Origin of the sequence: Methanosarcina mangrovi (assembly GCF_052057765.1) — an archaeon.
Lineage (GTDB): Archaea > Halobacteriota > Methanosarcinia > Methanosarcinales > Methanosarcinaceae > Methanosarcina.
This window is the reverse complement of record NZ_CP195120.1, coordinates 1,710,454-1,733,307: the sequence shown is the minus strand read 5'-3', so window position 1 is coordinate 1,733,307 and position 22,854 is coordinate 1,710,454. Positions and strand designations below refer to the sequence as shown.

Here is a 22,854-nt window from a genome sequence, read left to right as displayed (position 1 = left end):
CCTCTTATCCCTTATTTCAATTTGAAAATGTTTTGATTTGACAATTTTACTGCAGGCCAACCCTAATTACTGGCCCGATCCGATAAAAAAGATGAGATAGGTTTTAATTTGGCATTTTTATAATAATCATGATTTCACTTTTATCGTATATATTAAGGTAAGAACCAATAGTAAGTCCCCTGACATTATTCAAGTAGAAGCGACAGGAATACCGGGAAAAACTTATTTATTTATAAATTTTGGAAGTTTTGCACAAGAATTACATACGAAAGAGTGAATAAACTTTTACAAGAACCTTAAATCATAATTCAATAAAGCAAGTTACAATTCAAAAATTCGAAGCTGATCTTCCATGATAATCCACGTCCTCCAGCACTCCGCCCTCAACACCCTCGGCACAGTTGAAGAATACGCCAGAACCAGAGGCAATCCCCTTGAGTCGACCCGCTTTTACAAAACCAAAAACCCACCAGCTCTCGACACTTTTGACCTTCTCATAATCATGGGCGGACCCATGGGAATCTACGACTACGACGAAAACCCCTGGTTAAGAGACGAAAAAGCCTTCATAAAACAGGCAATCGAAGCAGAAAAGCCCGTGCTCGGGATCTGCCTGGGGGCGCAGTTGCTTGCTGACGTCCTCGGCGCCCGCGTCTATGAAAACGGGAACCGGGAAATGGGCTGGTTTCTTTTAAAGGCGGTCCGGACAGAAGAAAATAAACCAGAATTTCTCAAAGGGCTGCCGGAAGAGATCACTGTTTTTCACTGGCACTCCCGGACCTTTGACCTCCCTGAGGGGGCTGTACATCTTTTCCGGAGTGAAGGGTGTAAAAATCAGGGGTTTATTTATAAGGGCAGGGTTGTAGCGCTCCAGTTTCACCCGGAAATGAATGAAGAAAGGGTTGAATCCATGATCCGGCGGTTCGGGGAAGAAATTGTAAACGGGCCGTTTATCCAGAGAAAGGAAGAGATGCTCGGACAGGAGACATATCTGGCTGAGACAAAAAAATTCATGTTTGCGGTGCTGGATAAGTTTGAAAAAATAGCCGGGAAGGGAAAACTGGAATAAAACGGGATAAAGAATTACGTTCTTGAACACTTAGAAAAGATCCTTCATCCCTGAGATCAGGGCTGCAATATCTTTCAGGGCAAGGCTTTTCTTGAATCCTGTGGGGAGAGCGATATATTTCGGGTTCCAGGCCGGATTGAATTTTTCTTTATAAGCCCGCAGACCTTTGTAGTTATAAAGATAGTCCCCGTTGGCAAAGATCAAAGCCCCGACTTTGTGCCAGAGTGGGGCAAACTGTCTCTTTTCAAGGCCTGAAAGGGGAGCCATTCCGAGAGAAAAGTGTTTGTATCCGTTCTCTTTTCCCCAGAGGATGAGTTTGACAAAAAGGTAGTCCATTGCCGGGGCACTGGAATTGTAGCGCATAAGGTCGATGCTGAACTCTTCCGTATCCGCTCCTGTCCAGACGTTTGCAAAAGCCACGATCTCGTCTTCGTTCCTGACAATGCCAAGCGGAAAATTGCTGAGATATTTCTCATCAAAAAACCCGACTGAGAACCCCTTTTCTTTTCCGGTTTTCATTTCCAGCCAGGCATCAGAGACTTTTTTAAGTTCTGGGATGAGGATGATTACCTTTTCGGGCGGGATAATTTCAAACCAGTACCCCTTTTTTTCTACATTTTTCACGGCATAGCGGAAGTCCTTGCCGGATTTTCCTTCCAGAGTAAAGGAGTCCAGGGGGACTTTTGCTTCTTCCCCGATTTTGATCAGGGTCAGGCCAAGGTCGAGATAGATGGGGATGTATTTTTCGCTTATCTCGTAAAAGACGGCTCTTCCCTGGTGCAGTTTGCTCATTTCATAGAAGTCCCAGATCAGCTCTTTTATCTGGTCGCTCTCCCCGACCGGATCTCCCATAGCAATCCAGCTCTTTCCCGAGACTCCGTACATCAAAAATGCCTTTTTCCGGGCATCAAAAAGCAGGTATTTGTCTCCTGTAAGGGCAAGGTTTCCCCAGGTTTCCGGACTGGCTTTGAGGATAGCTTTTGCAAGCTCAAGCTCTTCAGGCCCGGGAAGGTGGATGTCTTTGGAAAAAGGGCTCAGCATTTTCATGACTCCGAAGACCAGAAGCATGAAAAAGATTCCCACGACAGCCCTTAAAAAGCTCGAAGCCTGGGAATTTACCCCGAACTGCCACCAGAGTTCGTTTGAGTACTCAACGTTTCTATAGGAAAACAGCCCGAGCCAGATGAAGCTTACAAGCACCAGAATTATGGCAATTATATTTTCCCTGCTGAAGGACTGGTGCAGAAGTGAGGACTTCCTGTAGAAGTGTTTCCTTGAGGGGAGCAAAAAGGCAGACAAAACCAAAAGCACCGCAGCCTCCTGGTAATTAAAATCTTTCAGGAGGGCAAAGATCCCGCCCAGTAAAAGGACTATAAGGGAGAGCACATAAGCCCCGTCGATCCTCTTCCAGAGCCCGTTTGCCAGAAGCAGGAGCAAAAAACCGATTATGCTTCCGAAAAACCTTGAAGCTTCGATGAGAGGAAGAGGGACAATGTATGGGAGTTCACGCAGGTATTCGGGGTTTGAAGGGAGAGCTCCGGAAAAGAGGAGAGAAATTCCTCCAAGAAAGATCAGGACCGAAAAGATCTGGGGAGTTACCTCCGAGAAGCTGGAATAAGTAACCTTTCCGGCTTTTTTCAGGAACTCTTTTCTAGCTTCAAATTCGCAGAAGATAAGAGCCAGGAACCCGAGCAGGAAAGGAAGGAAATAATAAACGGCCCTGAAGATCAAAAGAGGCCTTATCACATCAACCGTGCCGAAATAAGGTTTCAGCATAAAGAGCATCACGGTCTCGAATACGACAAGCCCTCCGGGGACCATGCTTATCAGCCCTGCCAGCTGGGCCAGTGCAAAGAATACAAGTACGTGAAGCAGGGTGAGCTGAGAATTTGAGGGCAGGAGGAAGTAGATTATGCTTCCTGAGAGCAGGTAGTCAGCTGAGGATAAAGCAAGCTGCAGGAAAGCAATTTTCGGTTCAGGGAACCTGATCCTGTAGCCTTTTATCTCAAAATCCCGTTTCCGGAATGAAAAAAAGAAATATGCAGCAAGAAGCAGCAGTAAAAGAATCCCGATGAGATTCAGCTGGACCGGGATCTCAGAGGAGTAAGCCGGAAGCTTTACAGAATAAAATGTGAAAAGCAGGCCTGCAATGAAACAAAACCCGACCCAGAAAGTGGAGACACAAAAAACTATAATTTCCCATATCTCAAGGAAAGTCAGCCCGTATATCGAATACAGCCTGTAGCGGAGAGAGCTTCCGGTCAGGAAATTAAACCCCGTACTGTAACTGATGGACGTGCTGATAAAAGAAGAACTGGCAGCCTGTTTATAAGAAAGGGGATGGTTGATATGGCGGGTTGCAAGGTAATCGTATCCCGTTAAAACCGTATAGCTCAAAATAGTGAAAAAAACGGCAATTCCTATATGGCTCAGGGGAACGCTGGCAATACTTTTCAGAATATAACTCGAACGCAGATGGTTCAGCTGCTGGTCCAGAGTCCATAAAGCCAGGGCAAAGATGATTCCCGGTAAAAGATAACTGACTACTTTAAGGGCTTTTTCCTGTATACTGCCGTTTTCTTTCATCAGGATCGAGCATCCTTTTACGTTAGAGATCAGAGTTCAGTATTTCAGTTCAAGACAGAGCTCAGGATTAAAATTTCTAATGTTGAACTATTCTTTTAAAGTTAATATATTTTTTGTCAGTAGCTGCCTGCTCACGCCTATAGTTGCTTAGGCAGAGTCGCTCCGGCAGAGTTGTGTTTCGGAATCACAGGAAATCAGCCTGGCCCGATAAAAAAAAAGAGAAAAAATAGAGAAGACAAAAGATAGGAAGTGAGAGTTGCTGATTGTACTTTTGAGTCCGAACGAGAATTCAAAAGATCGTCGGCACAAACTTCAGTCTAATCTCTCTTTCAATTCTGTTTTTCTTTCTTTTTTGGGAATGGCTACCAGACAGGCTGGCGGAGGCATACTATTTGTCCTGAAATTGAAAACTTTTCCAGGGGATGAATATCTGAATGGATGCCTGTCCCTGCGTGGAATTTTAATCCAGACTGAAAGAACTCGTAAGGGCGATGAGGAAAACGAGTATTCCCACTGAAAGGAAAATTATCTCTTTTATTGTAAGGGATTTTTCTGAAAGTTCAGGTGATTTTTCTTTCCAGTAAACGTTAAGGGAATTTAAAATCGGAATGAATGACAGAAAAGAGAGATGGGCAAGTAGCCAGATTGGTTCTTTCCATATGCTAGTAGTATTTATCCATATCCAGAAAATTATGAGAATTGCTGTTGGATAATTGACACGATGACCTTCTTTTTTAAGCATATCGGAAAACCTGTCGAATAAGGAAGACATGAAAAGAGGCATTAAGAGCGTTCTCCAGAAAGGCGAGACATCAAGATTATCTTTTTCTTTAAAAAATTTCCAGCTTTTATAATTCCAGTAAAACTCATAAAATCCCATTGATGCTATAGAAAAAAGTGCAAATTTCCAGACAGAAAGTACTCTGGAATAATTCTGCTTGTTCTCATTCATAATAACCCTTAACCCGATTTTTATTCAAGAATTAGTGTGCCCAATAAGATTATGAAAAAGAAAAATATTCCTGCCATTAGTAGAACTATCTGCCAGGCTGTAAGGAGTTTTTCAGGAAGTTCGGGAGATACGTCTTTCCAGTATACATTCAGATCGCTTAAAATAGGGGTGAGCGCCAAGAAAGATAGGTAGTAAGCCAGCCATATAGGACCTTCTGCATATGGGCAATATGTATTCAGAATGACCCATATAATTATTAAAAGCGGTGTTGGATAACTCGTCTGGTGGCCGTCTGCTTTAAGCATATCAGAAAACCTGTCAAATAGGGAAGACAGAAAAATTGGCATAAAAAATGTTCTCCAGAAAGGAGAAACTTCAAGATTGTCTTTTTCTTTAAGAAACTCCCAGCTTTTGTAGTTCCAGTATAGTTGATAAAGCCCTAAAGATGCTATAGAAAACAGCGCAAATTTCCATACCGGAATTACTCTGGAATATTCTGTTGTAGCCCTGGAATAATTCTGCTCATTATCAGGCATAAATAACCCTTAATTCATTTCCGGAGCCATATTTGGAACAGGTCCTTCTCTTGAGAGATCTTGCTCATGAAAGAATATGGTTCAAGCTATATATAAAGCGTCCGACTATATAAATTTTTGTCTTGAGTGATAAAAATTTAAATCCACCATTATTGGATAGAATCTGAAAAATAACTTTGTAGCTGAGAAAAAACAACTCCAGATAAAAATCGCGAAACCCCTGTTTAAAGTTTAGCTTACAGTTTTACTTCACTGAAGAGTAAGGAGCAGAAATGCTCCTTTTTCAAAATCAAAACTGCAGACATATTAAGTGCCATAAACGGTTGATTTAAGAGGCTTCTCTATCAGCATGCTTGAAAGGAATGAATCCTTTACCCTCTTCCCCCGCTTTTGCACTGCTTCTGGAAACTGATGTAACTGGTGTTACATGTTTTGTATCTGCTGGCTGCTTGCTTTCTGCTTTTTCACTTTTTCTGAGGAGCCCGAACTCCTTTGAAAGCATGATCATGACCAGTACCACCATAAGATATTCCGCAGCCGGAGAGGCAGACCAGACGCCATCGAGCCCGAAGAAAAGGGGAAGGACGAACAGGAGGGGGAAGAGGAAAACGAAGATCTTTCCAAGATTGATGAAAAGAGCTGCCCTGACCCTGTTTATTGACTGGTAATAGATGGAGCTGAGCAGTACGATTCCCTCAACAAGCAAAGAAAACATGCCAATATTCATTCCTCGCAGCGTGATTTCCAGAAGTTCGGAGTCGTCCTGGCTGAAGAGCTGCACAAGAGTCTCAGGGAAGAGGTAGATCAGCATAAAGCCGAAAGCTCCTACGAGGATACACGAAAGCATTGTCAGTTTCAGGGTCTTTGAAACCCTTTCGTAACCCCCTGCCCCGTAGTTGAAACCTATTATCGGCTGCACTCCAAGGGCTATTCCTTCAAAGAGCATGTAGAAAATTGAAAATACATACCCTATGATGCCGTAGGCTGAGACCGCAAGCTCGGAACCGTATCTGAGCAGCATGTAATTGTGTGCAAAGAGTACGAGAGCAAACGAAATCTGCATGGCAAATGAGGGAACCCCGGCTTTAAAGATCTGCAGGACTGTCCCGGTTTTGAAGCTCATGGACCTCAACCGGAGCTTAAGCTTTGTCTCGTTTCCGAAAAGGTAGCGCATAAGCAGGACTGCAGGCAGGACAAAGGAAAGTATTGTCGCAGCAGCTGCACCAGGCATACCCATTCCCATGCGCATGACAAAAAGGTAATCAAGTACGATATTTATGACCACCCCTGCAACCATGATATGCATGCAGAGCCTGGGTTTCCCGTCATTCCTCACCAGGGGGTCGAGGGCGATTGCAAGGACCATAAAGACCGAACCTGCAAAGATGACCCGGAGATATTCCCGGGCAAAGGAGAGGGCAGGCCCGTCGGTTCCGAGTAAACCTAGGGACGTTTCACAAAAAATCAACCCACCCACAGTAAAAATAGCTCCTGCAAGGAGGCTTAAGGGAAAAGCGTTATGCACAATCTCGAGAGCTTCCTTCTTATTTCCTTTTCCAAGTTTCAAAGCTGTAAGACTGGACGAGCCGATTCCGATAATTATACCTGCCCCGATTATGACCAGATAAGGAGGATAGGCAAGGGTAATCCCCGCAAGCCCCTGGCTTCCAACCGCATTTCCTATAAAGAAGCCGTCAATTATCTCCTGGATTCCGACAATGATGACGCCCACAACTGCCGGAAAAGTAAATTTCCAGAAAAGATTGAAAATATTCCCGGACCTTATTTCTTCATCGCTTACCATACCCTGAACCCCTCAGAATGCAAAGCCATTTTTTCAGGAGCTTTCGGAAAGGCTGCCAGTTCTTTGCGGTAAAGTAAAGCCTGAATTGTTTTATTGAAGAAATTGAAGATCTTTTTTTCAATTTCCTGAGCTATTTTTACTGTTTTCAGGTCGAAAAATCCACCCAATAGGAAATCGGGAATTTCATACTTTTTTGAAGCTCTGTATCCCTTCAAGGGGTTGTAAACCCTTAAAAGCCCGGGGTAAGAATCTTCAGCTATTACAAATAATTTAGACAAAGTCATCTTTCATCCTGACGAAGCTTCAGGAACATGCAAATTCACGAGATAGCTTCTATGTTGCAGTATTAATCAGAATGTTACAGAATGACAAAAATGCCGAATGACAAACATTCAGAATAACCGACATACGAAATGTCGCTCAAGCCGAATGCTATTTACACATATTCTGAGGCTGGTTTTGTGCTGCAGAGATGCAGTATCAACCCGTTTTACGAAGCTTCATCATTTTAATTGTAAAATAGGATTCAATTGAATCGAGAATCCTGTAGAATTATGCAACAAAGCAAGCAGAATCAACAAAGTAGATTCAATAATTAGATAGTCAGTGTGGTCAGCTAATTTTATATATTATACAATATTTAGATGATATTTATAAATTTACAGCCTTTTTTGTTTTAGTGGGTCGCCGGTTTCAGCCCGAAAAAACGGAGTTAATAGCTTCTTCTCAGATACCTTATCATAAAAAATCAAAATTGTTCTCCAGACCTTGCTGAGCTTTTAGAACCGGCAGTCCGTTATTAATCGGTTTATATTATTTCGGGTGAGCAAAGGGCATATGCAGCTCTTCCCCCATCCAATAAAAAGAAGTAATTAAAAACACTGCGAACAGATCGTCTTCGGATAACACGAAAACTCCAAACACACCGGAAAAAACACACTGGGAAATTCTGAGAAAAATGCAACGCACGAAATTAGAGAAAGCATGAAAATTAGCAAATATGAACAAAGGCTTAAGCCAAAAACTGACATACTTCCCAGGCAAAATATGGAGAAGTTTTTTCGCTGGCCGTACGTTTACTCAGGAGAGCACGAGCCAGGATTTTTTGAGGGGTATCAGGGCTCCCTTTCCCTGCATCTCTTTCTGCAGAGAATTGACCGTTGCCTTTAGGCGTCAACGCAATATTAAAGGCAGCGTTGACATCGGCATGGTCAACATGCCCGCAGTTGGGGCATTCAAACTGCTTGCTGCGTCGGTTACCTATATGTCCGCAGCGGCTGCACTTCTTGCTTGTCGCATGTGGATCAATATAGACTACCTCTACTCCCTGCAGCCTGGCTTTGTATTCAATAAATTGTTGAAGCTGATGAAAAGACCAGCTGTTCAGGGAGTATTCACTTGACCAGATGTGTTTTTTAGCTTTGCTTTCACTTTTGGCTTTACTTTCGCTTTTGGCTTTGCTTTCTCTCTCGGTTTTAATCTCTCTCTTGATCCTGATTTCGCTTTTGGTTTTGATTTCGTTTTTGAGGAACTTCTTGTTCATTTCCTTGCTTCGGTTTCTGCCTTCGTATTGACTTTTCTTTTTGTCCTCGCTTTTATTTTTCCTGCCTTTTTCCGCACTTGCGGCCTTGTTTTTGAGTTTCCTGACCCCTTTCAGGTTTTCGAGTTTAATCCCGCACCCGGAATACAGGGCAAGGTCCACAATCTTTCGGCTGATTTTATGGTTCAGGTCCTTTACAATGTTCTTTTCCCTGTTTTTCACAGCTTTCAGGCGTTTGTGTTTGCCCTTATTATTGTAGAGCCGCTTTTTTATGTTCTCGTATTTCTTATGCGTGTGGTAGCGCATTTTTCCGAACTTCCAGACCTTTCCGGACTCGGGATCTGCCACAACTGCAATATGCCCCTTGGTATTGCGGTCAACTCCTATATATCGCCCGGTACTTTCGGGTTTTTCGTCCGGGAAGACAACTGCTACATAGGCATAGACGTTATCTATTTCTATCTGGGAGATTTTCTTGAAGTTACTGGAAAAATGATAGTTCAGCAGGAGTTTGAGGCAGGGGATCTCCAGAATTTTTTCCTCCCTGTCAACGCTGACCGCCTTCGAAGGGACAATAAGTTTCACATTTTTTGCGGATTTGAGATCCCGGTTTCTGGAATATTTCCTTAGAATCTGGCCGGAAATCGTTGACTTCAGGCCTATGTGCCTGACATCCACGGGGAAAAGTGAATCTTTACCCGAAAATGAATCCTCCCCATGTAGAGAATCAGAAAAATAAGGAGCAGAAGAAAGAACTGAGGGGCCATTGGGAGGCTCAGAAGAGGAAATAGAGGGAGGATGAGAGGAGGCAGAAACCGAAGAAGGAGAAAGAGGAGAGGAAAGAGGAGAAACAGGAAAAGAAGCAGAAAGAGGAAGAGAAGAAGGAGAAGGGGGAAGTTTAGGGTCAGAAAAACAGGGTCTTTGTATCGGAGGCGGGTTACGGGTTCGATTTTGAGTCCGGTGTTCAATACAGAACTCAGCAACTTTTCGCGCCTTTCGGAGTTCTTCCGAAAAATCCCGATTGTGCTTGATTTTATAGGTCAGTAGCATCCGGGGTACTGCTCCACTTTCAATGTTTGTGATATGTCGTAAACAATATGCGTATTTTTTTAAAAAACTACAAATTATATATAACTTCTATATACATAAAATTATCCTAGATGTATTTAAACATTTTGTTAAAGTTTGCCCGAATAAGAGACAAGAGGATATTTCTACCTTCAAGCGAGGTTGAATGACTCCTCGTTAACTGGTTGATCTATTCCAGAACCCCGAGAGGAGATCTTTCAGTTCTGAACTCCCTGCGCCGCAATGGGCCTGGACAAGTTGTCAGCCAGATAAAAGCGGCTCAAAAAACGGCAGCGCAATTGAGAGAAATCTCGAAGGAAATGGACTCCTCAAAGGAAATGGACTCAGGACTGAAAGAATACTTTCCTTAAGCCCGGAAACGACTCTTCAATTCACAAATAAATATAAACGCCTCCGTCAGTTTGTCTGGTGGCCCTTCCCAAATATACAGATTTGATGTTTTAGGTTCTCGTTTTTACTCGCAAGCAACCTCAACAGTTTTACTTTTCGGCTTTTTTTCTTTATTTTCTTCTTTTTCTCTTCTTTTTCACGGGAAAGACCGCTCTCCTGCGTCTCTTTATTTTACCGTTGTTTTTAAGTTAGTCTGCTTGAGCTAAGCTTATTGCTCAAATTCATAAAATTAGTCTGCTTGAGCGCAGCGAAACAGACCTCGTGCTCCCGAAGCGAAACTCGGGATTCGAAAACCAGCTTATAAGGCGAAGAATAACAACCTGAAAAAGACAGAACCAACTAAAAAGATAAAACCAGCTAAAAAGACAAAACCCCGAATAGATAGAAAACTTATACTTAAAGCAACCTTATAATACATTTCATGAATCCTAAAACGGTCCTGCCCCTTATCCTTATCTTCACAGTTCTTTTCTCTGGCTGTACCGATTTTTACGGGGAAAAAACCTCTAAAGAATTCACCGAATTTTCCCTTGACTCCTCCCCTGTAAAGTATGTTTCCGTTAACGGAGTTGAGCTCGGATATAGGGAGTTCGGGTCAGGAGAACCTCTTCTGTTGATTATGGGTTTTGGGGGAAAAATGGATACCTGGAATGAAACTTTTGTATGGGAGCTGGCTCAGGATTACAGGGTAATTACATTCGATAACAGAGGAGTGGGATACTCTTTGGATTCGGGGGAAAATTATTCCCTTGAACTGTTTGCAAGTGATGCTGCAGGTCTGCTTGAAGCGCTTGAAATTCCGAAGGCAAATGTCTTCGGGACCTCAATGGGGGCATCGATTGCCCAGGAACTGGCCCTCAATTATCCGGAAAAAGTTGATAAGCTTATTTTTTCTTCGGCAGTCTACAGCGTTAATGCTCCCGGAGCCGAGCTTCTCAAAAATATGCTTGAGTCCTTTGCCGGCAATTCGGCAATGAGCCCCCCAATCCGGGAACAGGCAGATGCAAACCTGAGATGGAACGGAACCTACGAACGCCTGCCGGAAATAAAAAATAAAACCCTGCTTCTTGTCGGCACGGAAGATGAGTACACTCCCCCCGGAATTTCACTTGCAATGGCAGAGCAGATTCCGGAGGCAGAGGTTATTGTGTTTGAGGGGGCTAAGCACTCAGGAGAACGCTATTTCCCGGAGAAATATTCAAAGGCAGCCCTGGACTTCCTTGAAAAAGAAGAAGCGGCAGAAAATTGAAATCTGCTCCTGCTTCCGGAAAGATTAACGGGGAGACAGCTCGCCTCTGAATTTTCTATCCTATATCCCGTGAAGCACACCCAGAAGGGCTTCCCTGCTGACGTTTCCCTTCTGTATAACATAAGAGACATTCCTGTTAAGCAGCTCCTTCTCGTCAAAGCTCAGGTCTTTTGCGGTACATATGATGATAGGAATATCTACGGTCTCCGGATTTTCTTTAAGAGCCTTGATGACATCAAATCCCGAAAATTTCGGCATCATCAGGTCAAGGAGAACAGCATCAGGATGTCGGATTACGATTTTATCGATTGCTTCTCTGCCCCCGTATGCGCAGACGGGTTCGTATCCTTCCTGCTCAATAAAAGAACTGATGAGCTCTACCATAGCCGGCTCATCGTCTACAATCAAAATTTGAGGGGAAGAGTTTGAATTTCCTGTTACTTTTACCTTCTGCAGGCTGGAAAGGAGGTGATCTTTTTCCACAGGCTTGATCAGGTGGTCAAAAGCACCCCAGAGAATGCTGCAATTTTTGTCGTCATTCATAGAAATGACCAGGATAGGAATGCCGGAGGTTGCAGAGTCCTCTTTCAAGTTCTTCAGGATATCCCAGCCGCTGACCCCTGGCAGCATTATGTCAAGAGTAATTACAGAAGGCTTCAGTTTACGGGCAAGCAAAAGGGCCTCTTTTCCGCTGGAAGCCGAAGCAACCCGGTATCCTGCCTTGGAAAGCGTAATAATTAGAAGCTCCCTTGCCATTTCATCGTCTTCAACAACAAGCACCAGGGGCTCGTCTCCCGCGGCTTCCGCAGGCTCTACAATTACCGGAGTCTTGATTTCTTCAGGTGTTTCCGACATAAAGGTTTCTTTCTTTACTTCTGTCCTGGCGGTTGGCGGGGCCGTTTTTTCGGAAATGCTAGAACCATTCACACATATTTCGAGGTTTTTCCTGTACTTCAAAGGCAGTTCAAAAGTAAAAGTCGAACCTTTTCCGAGCTCGCTCTCGACCCAGACCAGGCCTCCGTGGAGTTCTACGAACTTCCTGACAAGGGCAAGCCCCAGCCCGGTCCCTTCATACTGGCGACTGATGCTGGAATCTACCTGTTTGAAGGGCTGGAAAAGGAGGTGCCGGTCTTCTTCGGAGATGCCTATCCCCGTATCCGAAATACTGACCCTGACAAAATCTCCCGCTCTTACGGCCTTAAACTTTACCGACCCGCCTTTTGGGGTGAATTTTATGGCATTGCTCAGAAGGTTGTAGATAATCTGTTTAAAACGGACTCTATCCGCATAGACCGAAAGCCCGGGGTCCACTTCATGCTTCATTGAGATGTCCTTTTTCAGGGCAAGAGCCGAGCTTACGGCCCAGGTGTCGCTAAATACCTCGGAAACGGAAAACATCTCCGGTTCCAGTTCCATTTTGCCGGCTTCAATCTTGGAGAGGTCAAGAATATTATTTATGAGGGTGAGGAGGTGCTTTCCGCTGTTAGCTATATTGTTGAGGAACTTTCTATTCTGCTCATTGAATTCTCCGCTCATCCCGCCGAGCATCACATCCGAAAACCCGATGATTGCAGTGAGAGGAGTCCGCAGTTCATGGCTCATGTTTGTCAGGAACTCGCTCTTGGCACGGTTGGCACTTTCGGCAGCAAGCTTTGCATGCAACAGCTCCTCTTCGGCTTTTTTGCGCTCGGAGAGGTCGATAAAGCTCTCTATAAGGTACTCTTTCTCTCCTATTTTTACAGGGACCACACTTTTCAGGACAGGTAACTTTTCTCCTTTTCCCCTGCTGATAAGTACCCTTTCAGACCTATCGACCGTCTGCCCCAAATCGGTTATAGGACACCTATTTTTCTCAGCAGGACAGACAAATTTATGGCAGACATGTCCTATCAGTTCACTTCTTGAAAGGCCTATTGCATCTTCAGCTGCCGAGTTTACTTCCACGATTTCGTGTGTTGTAACGTCTACCAGCAATATCCCGCAAAGGGCATTGTCAATTATTTTTTTCAACCTTTCCTGGCTTTCCTGCTCCATTTTTTCAGCTTTTTTACGTGAGGTGATGTCTCGAATAACAAACTGGACTTCCCTACTTTCAAGGCTAAGGGGAGAAGAACTGACCTCCACATCAACAACAGCACCGTCATGTTTCTGAACTTTCATTTCAAAACGTGCAGTTCCGGTTTCGAGCGTTGTTTTCAGGGCTTCCCGAACTGCAGGCAGATATTCTTCGGATACCAGGGAGTTCAGTGAGACATCTTCAAGCTCTCCGTCTCCCAGGCCGAAGGCTGAACGTCCTTTTTCATTAAGGTCCAGGACCTTTTCTCTGCTCAGAATCGCAATTGCATCATTTGATTGTTCAAACAGAGCCCTGTATCTTTTATCTTTCTCCCTGAGGGTCTCTTCTGCCTGTTCCTGAAACACCAGGGCATTTTCAAGTTCCAGCCAGCGCCGCAGGGAGAAAATCCCGAGAGCGAAGGTGAGATAGACCGAAAGAGTGAGCATCACCCCGAGTTCACGGTGATTGTATTCTTCAACAAAAAAAACGATAGACTCAAAAAGACCAAAGTAAGAGGCGAAGAAAGTGAAGAATAGACCCACAGCTAAAATGATTAACAACTCATCCGATTTTTTCCCAAACGTACCTCTGAAAAAATCTGACATTTTACAGTCCCCATAAAACAAAAAAATACTCCCACTTTCGGTTCCATTTCATGCGACTAACTGCTCTATAACCGATTTGAACCTCTGGATATCAATGGGCTTGGAAATGTAACCGCTGAATCCTGCTCTCAGAAACTTTTCTTCGTCCCCTCGCATGGCATGAGCTGTAAGGGCAATAACCGGAATCTCCCTTGTGGCAGGATCTTCTTTTAGAAATTTAAGTACTTCAGTCCCATCTATTCCGGGTAACTGTATATCTAATAAGATAATGTTTAATTTATTTTTTTTACTAAGTTCTATAGCCATAGATCCATCCACCGCCTCTAAGGGTTCATATCCGAATGAAACCAGTAGAGTCCTGACAAGTTCCATAATTAAAGGATTGTCCTCCACGACGAGTACACTTTTCATAGGCAACAACCGCTAAACAGTTCTATTTCAATTACGTTCTTAACCTTACGTGCATAGCCTCATTTACTGGAAAAAGCATTTTCCAAAAATAAAGAACTCTCTTAATAAAAGTAATATTTGTCAGTATATTTAACTTATTTATTTAAATAAGTTTCAGTATATTCCAGAATAGATAAATTAATAAAGTATTAAGGTTTCACCAAAACTGAAAAACTCCAGAATGAACTTCAATAAAAGCAGAATATAATTAATAAGAGTTGATTAAACTTTATAAGAGCAGAATAACCTCGATAAAAAGGGGAGCAAAGGAACACTAAAACAGGCTGAAGAACAATAGAACAGGCTTGGAAACAATATAAATGGGATAACAATTGCTGTCCCTCCCTGTTGACATTCCGGATTTTACCATCCATTTTTTATGCGAGAAGCACCTTTACGTTTTAAACCGGCTTCGAACTGATTTGCGTAAGCCCTTTTTCTTTACAGTTACCGTACTTTTCAGCTACCGATATTTTCCATTCACCAGAAACTACAGTTATCCGAAGAAAATACCCTCTGATCCAATATGTCTGACAATAATTTTTCCTGCAATCCCCCGGAAATCCTTTCCCCGGTAGGCGACAACGAAGCCCTTCTCGGTGCAATCAAGGGAGGAGCAGATGCTGTTTATCTCGGGGTTGGCGAATTTAATGCCCGCCAGGGTGCCAAAAACTTCACCATTGAAGGCCTGGAAGCAGCCGTTGACCTGGCCCACTCCCACGGAGTCCTTGTTTACCTTGCCCTGAACATCCCGATCAAACAAAAAGAGCTGCAGCATGCCCTTGAGATAGTGGACCGGGCATACGCAGCCGGAACCGATGCAATTATCCTGCAGGACCTGGGGCTTCTCAGGCTTTTAAAAGAGATCTACCCTGACCTTTCCCTTCATGCAAGCACGCAGATGACCATCCACAACAAAGAGGGAGTGGACTTTGCAACGGACCTTGGAGCAAACAGAGTGATCGTTTCCAGGGAACTGACCACTGCCGAAGTAAAGGATATTGTGGAACACTCAAAAGTGGGGATCGAGGTCTTCGTACATGGAGCCCTCTGCTATTCCTACTCAGGCAAGTGCCTCTTCAGCAGTTTCCTGCACGACCGGAGTGCAAACCGCGGAGCCTGTGCCCAGCCCTGCCGGCGCAGATACAGTTTCCTTGTAAACGGCAGGGAAATTGACGAAAGACACATCGGAGGCAGTTACCCCATAAGCTGTGCCGAACTCTCCACGCTCACAGGGCTTGAGGAGATAGTAAAGACCGGGGTCATAAGCCTGAAAATCGAAGGCAGGATGAAAAAACCCGAGTATGTAACCGCAAGTGCCGCAGCCTACAAAGCTGCGGTCGAAGGAATCTGCGGCCCCGGAGCTATCCCGACAAAAGAAGAACTTAAAGCAAAAGAAGCCGAGCTTGCAAAACTCTTTTACAGAGGCTTTACGCGGGGCTTCATCCTCGGGGAAAAAGGCGTTTCCCACCCCAAATACAGCTCAAACTACGGCGCCTTTCTCGGAAAAGTCCTGGACCTCTCCCGCTCAAAAGGAAATACAAAACTCACAGTCCGGCTTGAAGAAGACATCCAGGTAAAAGACGGCATAAGTATCTTCACGCGGGAAAGGATGCTCGGATCTGCAGTAACGGGCATTATCACGATTTCGGGGGAGCACGCAAAAAGTGCCGGAAAAGGCGAAAAAGTCGGACTCGAGATCAGCTCAAAGACAGGCAGAGCCGTCCAGCGAGGGGACGAACTCTACCTCACAACCGATACGCAGCTTCTTGATACTCTTCAGAAAACAAAACTGAAAGCTCTCCCCGTAAGCCTGAAGGCAAGGGCCGGAAAGGGGGAACTGTTTACGGTTGAAATCAGGACAGAAAACGGAAAAGCCAGCAGAGCAGAAGAACCTGCGTATGCGGAATTTACGGATGACTATATCGTCCAGGACGCCGAGAAAGCCCCAACAACAGTAGAACAGATAAAAAAAGCAATGGAAAGCCTTGGAGATACTCCTTTCGAAGCCGCCTCCATTGAGATCGAAGCTGACGAAAACATCTTTATCCCCGTCGGCGTGCTGAAGAATACGAGGCGAAAGGCTGCAGAGCTCCTGTTGGAAGAAACCCTGAAGGCAAAGAAAAGAAAGCAAAAATACCCCGACCTGGAAGGTTTTAATTACCTGTGCTCTTTAGAAAGTGATTCGGGGAGTAAAATTGAAGCAGGTATGAAAAGGACAGGGGCAGAGTCAAGAGGCCAGGCTTCAAAAAAACTCCTCCTGAGTGTTGAAGTGCAGAAAATCTCCTCTCTCATACAGGCAGCCGAAGCCGGAGCAGATATTGCTTATATCCCGGTCTCGCTGTTCGAAGAGCTGATGTCACCTAAAAACGAGGAGAAACTTGAAGACCTGAAAGCAGAAAGAATCGAACTTGTTTTCAGGATTCCCAGGATTACACATGACAGCGAACTGGCCGAACTGAAACCCCTCATCGAAAAAATAAGGGACGCCGGCTTCACTGTGGCATGTTCCAGCCTTGGAGCCTCCCGGCTTGCAAAAGAGCTTTCCATACCTTTTGTCGCCCAGAAGGACCTCAATATCTTCAACGCCTTTACTGCCAGCACCTTCTACAAGGCAGGCGCTTACAGGGCAACCCTTTCAAGCGAACTGAACCTGAGCGAAATAAAAAATGTCTGTGAAACCCTTCAGGCCTGCGGGAACTCAAGCCAGACCGAAATCCTAGTTTATGGCAGGGAACTGATGCTTATCACGGAAAATGACCTCTTAAAGCCCCTCGTTGACCGGAAAATCGTAAGAAAAGAGAGCGAAGTGCTCCTTGTTGACCAGAGCGGCTCCGAATTCCCCGTCCGGCGCCTTGGAACCCGGACCCTGATCTATAATTCAAAGGTGCTTGATATGCTGAAGTACGTCAAGAACATGAAAGGGTACGGTGTGGACGTTCTCAGGCTTGACCTTTCTTTCAACACCGATTCCGAGGTAAGGGAGATCACAGAAGCATATAAAGAAGCACTTGCAGGGAAAGAGGCAAAGCTGAAGCCTGTAAGAGGCGTCGAATATACGACAGGGCATTACTTCAAGGGAGTCTGAGTTAAGGAAATCTTTACTCTGACCGGGTACCACGTCGTTCGCTTTATCATGTCGCTCCTGTCCCGCTCGACGCAGGAGAGCGTTCTTCCCATAAACAAGAAGAGAAAAAAGAAGAAAAAGAGCAAAAAAATCAAATTGCGTGCGGCCAAAGGTAAAGAAAGAATAAATTCTACTTGAAGTACGCCCGTCTTAAAGCTCTTTTTTACTTTTTTTTGCAGGGCCGCCAGACAGGCTGGCGGAGACTTCCTGTAATGCATGGATTCAAAACCGGCTTCAAAAAGGTTAAGGGAAGTTTTATCTCAACCCAGAGCCTTTCTTATTTTTCCCATTTTCGTGAGGGTCGAGCATACGAGCTGTGATACCTCCTCATCCATACAGCTTCCTGCGGTCCCTGCCTGCAGGAGTTCGGGCTGCATCATCTCAAGCAAGATGCGGTATGAAGGTTCGGGGTGGGTTTCAAGGCCCAGGGTTTCGCGCAGGACCTCTATATCTTTGCTAACCTCCTTGAAGCATGCTCCGGAAAGGAAGCGGGAGGCTACGTTGAGGTCAAGGTATCCGGTTGCAAAACTCAGGTCGCTGGTAAGGGAGGGGAAATATTTTGCAAGCAGCCTTTCACAGGCCTCTTCACCAAGTTTTTCCCGGGCTTCTTTGAGAGCTGTCCCTGTACCTATGAATTCTGGAGGAAGGCCTATGGAGTAAAGGGCTCCGGTAAATTTGATAGCCCTAGGAAGGCGCAGGTCTTCTACAGGCATGCTTGTTTGTAGTTCTTTTCCGATGTCGTTGCGGCAGAGGCTTACTATACCTGAAATATCGGGAGCGCTCCGTGAGTAACCGCCGCTTCCCCTGTGCATAAGGCGATCCCGCTGCTGAGGGAGGAGGTCGGAAAGCCGGTTTATGGTGGAGGACAGTTCGCGGACGATGCGGCTGTACCTTGCCCCGAAAATTCCGATAAGGTTTACGAGTTCTTCTTTTTCTTCGGTGGAAAAGAGATCAGGAGTCTCGGGCAGCTTCTCTTTTGCAAGTTTTACCAGGGCTTCAGCATCTCCTTTTTCATGGCTGTACCTGACAGCTGACTGCAGGGTGATTGTCCCTACACCCCTGTATTGCCTGAAGAAATTTTCCGCATTTTTCAGGTCAAGGTGCCCCCTGAAGGGCAGAGTCCCGGCTCCGAAGATGATGCCTGTTTCGGTGTCGAGTTCGGAGTTCAGTTCGGAAATTCCATTTATGGCGTATTTGCAGGAGAGGGTGCTTGCCACATGCCCGAAAGAGAGGGCAGAGTCGGACTTTCCCAGGAAGACCCTGAATTTTTCGGGGGCTGCCCCAAAACGTTCTTTCCAGGCAAGAAGCGTGTTTTCGGCAAGTTCCCTTGCATGCAGAAGCGCGGGAGCGTCTTCTATGAGGGGAATTATGCGTGGGACCTCCATTGCAAACCCGAACTCTTTTTTTGCAAGCTCGCTTACGTCCACCATATGCTGCTGGGCATCAAGGATTTCCCTGACCGTACCTGTCATGGGATGCACGAATTCATTGATTGCCTGGACGTCCGAGTATTCAAGCGCCCCGTGGTTGGCTTCGGCAATGGACATCATGACCATAAGCTGCCTGAATCGGTTTTCCTGGACTGCGCTTGGGGCCCTCGGAGTGATAAAAACATCTTTTCCCGGCACAAGGTCTGTTTCTTCTATTAATCTGGATACGATCTGGACATTCTGATGATAGGGAGTTGCCTTTCCCTCATAATCCGGCATATACTCGTCACAGCCGAATACCACCGCAGCTTCAATGGCTTCCCCCGGCTCTTCCTGCGTGGAAATATACCTTGACGCAGAGTCCGGGTGCTGCGTGCACATGACTTTCGGATAAGTTGATTTTTTGCTCATGAAATTGAACCCTCACTGTTTTACAGGGCAAATTTTTAAATTTTATTTTTTCTTCTCGTTGGCAAGCGGGTCAATCGTCTTATCAGCCTTATTGTCAACCATGAAATGAACTCAAACTGATAGCGGAGAAAAATGTTTACTCCATGATAAATGTTTTCGTTGACAATAAGTTAACATTAAGGTATCGGCTTTGAAACTATTTGCTATATATGAAAAGCACAGCATAGGAAGAGTATCTAAAGTATATCGGTATCAAAAGGATACCTTAGTTTCCTTAAAAATGAATCCAGGAAAAAAACAAAAGAATCGATAAGACGAATCGATGATGAGCGTCAATGATAGGAATCATGATAAGCGCCAATGATACCGAAAAAAGTCTGAGGTAATAAAATGTACTGCGACCAGTGCCCTGAAGTTTTGAGTGGAAAAGGCTGTACAAAAAACGGGCCACGCAAAAGGCAGAGAGTAGAGCTCCCAAAAACCGAAAGCCAGAGAAAAGAAAGCGACTTGAGCCTTGCAACCCGGATAAAGGGTATGGTGGGAGTTTTTAAGAAAAAAAATTAAAAAAGCATTGAAAGGGGAAATAAGTCCATTAAATAAGTCTTCAACCGCCTTTTTGCCGACCAACTTTTTCTTTTCAGGACCTTTTCAGGACCTTTTCAGATGTTGTTCAGACTCTGACAGATCTGTCAGGTAACAGGCTCTGTCAGACTCTATTTTGCAGTTTCGGCTTCTTCGGGTTTTTACTCCTGTTTTTTCTTATTCGTCAGAAAGCCCGCTCTCCTGCGTCGAGCAGGACAAAAACGGTTCCGTATGGCGAATGACGTTACCCGGTTTAGAAGGATTTGTAATTCAGTCTTCTTGAGTGAAGCAAAGATTACCCTGTAATCTTCGAATTAGTCTGCTTGAGCGAAGCTTATTGCTCAAATTCATAACTTAGTCTGCTTGAGCGCGGCTCACTATTATATCCCAAAATTGGCCCTCTTGAGCGAAGCGAAAAGGGCAGCGTACTGCAGAGCCGCAACTCTGCCGAAACAGACCTCGTGCTCCCGAAGCGAAACTCGGGCAGCGAAACTCGGGCAACGAAATTCGGGATTACCAAAAGGAAGCGGAATTTAAAAAAGTAGAACCTGAAAAAGAAAATAGAAAACGGGCTTCGTTCTCATTGGCATCATACATGATAGAGCTTTTCTTCTCATATTCATACATAATAGGGGTTTTCTATTTCCTTGGATTTCCTTTTTCTCAGCTCCCCTTTTATCGCTTCATAGTATTTCATAGTGTCAGGAGTGACTGAAGGTCCAGTTTCTTCAATCGCCAGCAGGAAATGTTTCTGCCTGACATTTTTTGCGTGAAGGTCTTCCCGCAGCGCGTGCCGTCCTGCTTTTTTACACACAGCTGCAATGTCGGCACCTGTATACTGGTTCGTAAGAGATACGAGTTTTTCAATATCAACATCCTCTGCAAGCGACATATTTTTTGTATGGACCCTGAAAATTTCCCTGCGGGCTCCTTCATCCGGAACCGGGACAAGGATCAGCTCATCAAAACGCCCGGGTCTGAGGAGAGCAGGGTCTATTATGTCAGGACGGTTGGTTGCCCCTATCACCACAACAGCCCTGAGCTCTTCAAGCCCGTCCATCTCGGAGAGTAGCTGGTTAAGGATCCTGGCTGTAACCTGAGGCTCGCCTATGGAAGTCCCCCGGATGGGGGCGAGCGAATCAAGTTCATCAAGGAAAATAATGGATGGAGCAACCTGTCTTGCCCGCGTAAAGACCTCGGCAATCCTCTTTTCGGACTCCCCGTACCATTTGGAGAGAAGGTCACTGCCTTTGGCAGTTATAAAGTTAGCATCGGACTCATGGGCAATGGCTTTAGCAAGCAGAGTCTTTCCAGTACCGGGCGGTCCATACAGAAGCACGCCTTTAGGAGCTTCAACTCCTATATCCCTGTACGATTCCGGATTTTTAAGGGGCCACTCCACAACCTCTTTCAGAAGCTCTTTTACTCTGTCAAGGCCGCCCACATCCTCCCAGCTTACATTGGGGACCTCTATCAGGATTTCTCTTATGGCGGACGGCTGGACATCTTTCAGGGCATTTTCAAAGTCTTCTCTTGTGACCTGAAGGTCATCAAGAACCTTCTTTGGAATTTCGGGTTCGTTAAGGTTGATTTCTGGCAAAATCCGCCTCAGCGCACTCATGGCTGCTTCCCTGCAGAGTGCAGCGATGTCGGCCCCCACAAACCCGTATGTTATCTGGGCAAAATCCATCAGATCTACGTTTTCGGCAAGAGGCATGCCCCTTGTGTGGATCTGGAAAATCTCAAGCCTGCCCTCCGTATCCGGAACCCTCAGTTCGATCTCCCTATCAAACCTGCCCGGGCGGCGGAGTGCGATATCAAGGGCTTCAGGACGATTGGTTGCTCCTATGACAATCACGTTCTTGCGGGTTTTAAGTCCGTCCATCAGGGAAAGAAGTTGGGCAACAACCCTCCTTTCGACTTCTCCGGTTACTTCAGCCCTTTTAGGGGCAATCGAGTCAATCTCATCCAGAAAGATAATTGCCGGAGCATTTTTTTCCGCATCCTCAAAGATCTCCCGAATCGCTCTCTCGGATTCCCCGTAGTATTTGGACATTATCTCCGGGCCGTTGATGGAAATGAAATAAGCATCTGACTCGTTAGCAACTGCTTTTGCAAGTAGCGTCTTACCCGTTCCGGGAGGGCCTTGCAGCAGTATCCCCTTCGGAGCATCGATTCCAAGCCTGTCAAAGAGCTCAGGGTGCTTCAGGGGCAGTTCTATCATTTCCCTTACCTTGCTGATGGCGTCCTTGAGCCCACCGAGGTCTTCATACATGACAGTAGGGATATTTTGTTCAGGGATTATTTCCATAGCCTCCGGCAGGAGCTCTACCTGTGTCATATCCGTAATCTTAACGATCCCCGCAGGAACGGTAGATACCACCTGCAGTTTTATCTCTCCAAGCCCGAAAGATGATCCGAAGCCCTGCCCGAAAAAGTCCTGGAAGAAATCTTCAAACATGACCCCTTTCCCAAAATTTTCCCTCTCTCTGGACCTCCTGAGGCTTGTAGTGGAAATGAAATCTCCTTTTGAAACCGTGCGGTTCATAAATACGGCTTTGAGGGTTTCACTCGGGGCATAGATCTGCATACCCTTGGCCACAGGCGCTAGGGTTACATTCTTTGCCTCTTTCCAGTCTGCTTTCCGAATATCTACATATTCCCCTATACTGGTTTTTGCATTGGTGCGGATGAGTCCGTCCATGCGGACGATGTCAAGCCCTGCATCACTGGGATAGGGACGGCCTATAAGGGCAGAAGTTGATTTCCCGCCTTTGATCTCCACAACGTCAAAGGGCTTCAGGCCAAGTTTCTCCCTGAATCTTTCGTCGATTCGAACAATCCCTTTTCCGACATCCCGCTGATCGGCTTCTGCAACCTTAAGATTTATAATCGATTTATCCTCTCCAGTCAAATAACACCCTCCATCTCCTCAGTAAAGTATTCCCCTCATCAAAAGTATACGGTATTTTCTAAAA

Annotated in this window: 14 protein-coding genes; 4 read left to right on the top strand and 10 right to left on the bottom strand. The window is 45.2% G+C overall.

Annotated elements, in window-relative coordinates; genetic code table 11:
- Window positions 1-352 precede the first annotated feature (352 nt).
- Complete coding sequence (locus tag ACSAZL_RS07905) at window positions 353-1,069, top strand: type 1 glutamine amidotransferase (RefSeq protein ID WP_440948147.1); 717 nt, start codon at window positions 353-355, stop codon at window positions 1,067-1,069.
- A gap of 30 nt (window positions 1,070-1,099) precedes the next feature.
- On the opposite strand, the gene mprF is transcribed toward ACSAZL_RS07905, so the two are convergent.
- From mprF to ACSAZL_RS07875, 6 genes are all read right to left on the bottom strand, one after another.
- Window positions 1,100-3,655 carry a bifunctional lysylphosphatidylglycerol flippase/synthetase MprF gene (gene mprF, locus ACSAZL_RS07900; RefSeq protein ID WP_440948146.1) on the bottom strand — a complete coding sequence of 852 codons (2,556 nt, stop codon included), beginning with the start codon at window positions 3,653-3,655 and terminating at the stop codon, window positions 1,100-1,102.
- Between the two features lie 460 nt (window positions 3,656-4,115).
- Window positions 4,116-4,607: a hypothetical protein gene (locus tag ACSAZL_RS07895; protein ID WP_440948145.1), complete on the bottom strand. Its 492-nt coding sequence runs from the start codon at window positions 4,605-4,607 to the stop codon at window positions 4,116-4,118.
- A gap of 20 nt (window positions 4,608-4,627) precedes the next feature.
- Window positions 4,628-5,143, bottom strand: coding sequence for a hypothetical protein (locus ACSAZL_RS07890; RefSeq protein ID WP_440948144.1), 516 nt, complete (start codon window positions 5,141-5,143; stop codon window positions 4,628-4,630).
- Between the two features lie 328 nt (window positions 5,144-5,471).
- Window positions 5,472-6,947 (bottom strand): MATE family efflux transporter, encoded by a 1,476-nt coding sequence (locus ACSAZL_RS07885; RefSeq protein ID WP_440948143.1) that lies wholly within the window; start codon window positions 6,945-6,947, stop codon window positions 5,472-5,474.
- Window positions 6,941-7,231, bottom strand: a complete 291-nt coding sequence (locus ACSAZL_RS07880) for a hypothetical protein (protein ID WP_440948142.1) — start codon at window positions 7,229-7,231, stop codon at window positions 6,941-6,943. Before ACSAZL_RS07880 ends, ACSAZL_RS07885 begins: the two co-directional genes overlap by 7 nt.
- A gap of 728 nt (window positions 7,232-7,959) precedes the next feature.
- The gene (locus tag ACSAZL_RS07875; RefSeq protein ID WP_440948141.1) at window positions 7,960-9,165 is read right to left on the bottom strand and encodes a zinc ribbon domain-containing protein; all 1,206 of its coding nucleotides are present in this window, start codon (window positions 9,163-9,165) and stop codon (window positions 7,960-7,962) included.
- A gap of 1,222 nt (window positions 9,166-10,387) precedes the next feature.
- On the opposite strand from ACSAZL_RS07875, the gene ACSAZL_RS07870 reads away from it, so the two are divergent.
- Window positions 10,388-11,215 carry an alpha/beta fold hydrolase gene (locus ACSAZL_RS07870; RefSeq protein ID WP_440948140.1) on the top strand — a complete coding sequence of 276 codons (828 nt, stop codon included), beginning with the start codon at window positions 10,388-10,390 and terminating at the stop codon, window positions 11,213-11,215.
- A 60-nt stretch (window positions 11,216-11,275) separates the two neighbouring features.
- Here ACSAZL_RS07870 and ACSAZL_RS07865 read toward each other — a convergent pair whose 3' ends face one another.
- Together ACSAZL_RS07865 and ACSAZL_RS07860 are read right to left on the bottom strand one after the other, a co-directional pair.
- On the bottom strand, window positions 11,276-13,876 hold the full coding sequence (locus tag ACSAZL_RS07865) for a response regulator (RefSeq protein ID WP_440948139.1): 2,601 nt from the start codon (window positions 13,874-13,876) through the stop codon (window positions 11,276-11,278).
- A 48-nt stretch (window positions 13,877-13,924) separates the two neighbouring features.
- Window positions 13,925-14,287, bottom strand: a complete 363-nt coding sequence (locus ACSAZL_RS07860) for a response regulator (RefSeq protein WP_440948138.1) — start codon at window positions 14,285-14,287, stop codon at window positions 13,925-13,927.
- Between the two features lie 565 nt (window positions 14,288-14,852).
- Between ACSAZL_RS07860 and ACSAZL_RS07855 the strand changes: the two genes are divergently transcribed.
- Complete coding sequence (locus tag ACSAZL_RS07855; RefSeq protein ID WP_440948137.1) at window positions 14,853-17,414, top strand: DUF3656 domain-containing U32 family peptidase; 2,562 nt, start codon at window positions 14,853-14,855, stop codon at window positions 17,412-17,414.
- Window positions 17,415-17,713: 299 nt separating this feature from the next.
- Here the strand turns inward: ACSAZL_RS07855 and ppcA are convergent, their stop codons facing one another.
- A complete protein-coding gene (ppcA, locus tag ACSAZL_RS07850; protein WP_440948136.1) occupies window positions 17,714-19,294 on the bottom strand; it encodes a phosphoenolpyruvate carboxylase in 1,581 nt (526 codons plus the stop codon).
- A 390-nt stretch (window positions 19,295-19,684) separates the two neighbouring features.
- Between ppcA and ACSAZL_RS07845 the strand changes: the two genes are divergently transcribed.
- The gene (locus ACSAZL_RS07845; RefSeq protein WP_440948135.1) at window positions 19,685-19,858 is read left to right on the top strand and encodes a hypothetical protein; all 174 of its coding nucleotides are present in this window, start codon (window positions 19,685-19,687) and stop codon (window positions 19,856-19,858) included.
- 637 nt (window positions 19,859-20,495) lie between these two features.
- Here ACSAZL_RS07845 and ACSAZL_RS07840 read toward each other — a convergent pair.
- Window positions 20,496-22,790 carry a CDC48 family AAA ATPase gene (locus tag ACSAZL_RS07840; protein ID WP_440948134.1) on the bottom strand — a complete coding sequence of 765 codons (2,295 nt, stop codon included), beginning with the start codon at window positions 22,788-22,790 and terminating at the stop codon, window positions 20,496-20,498.
- Window positions 22,791-22,854: the final 64 nt, after the last annotated feature.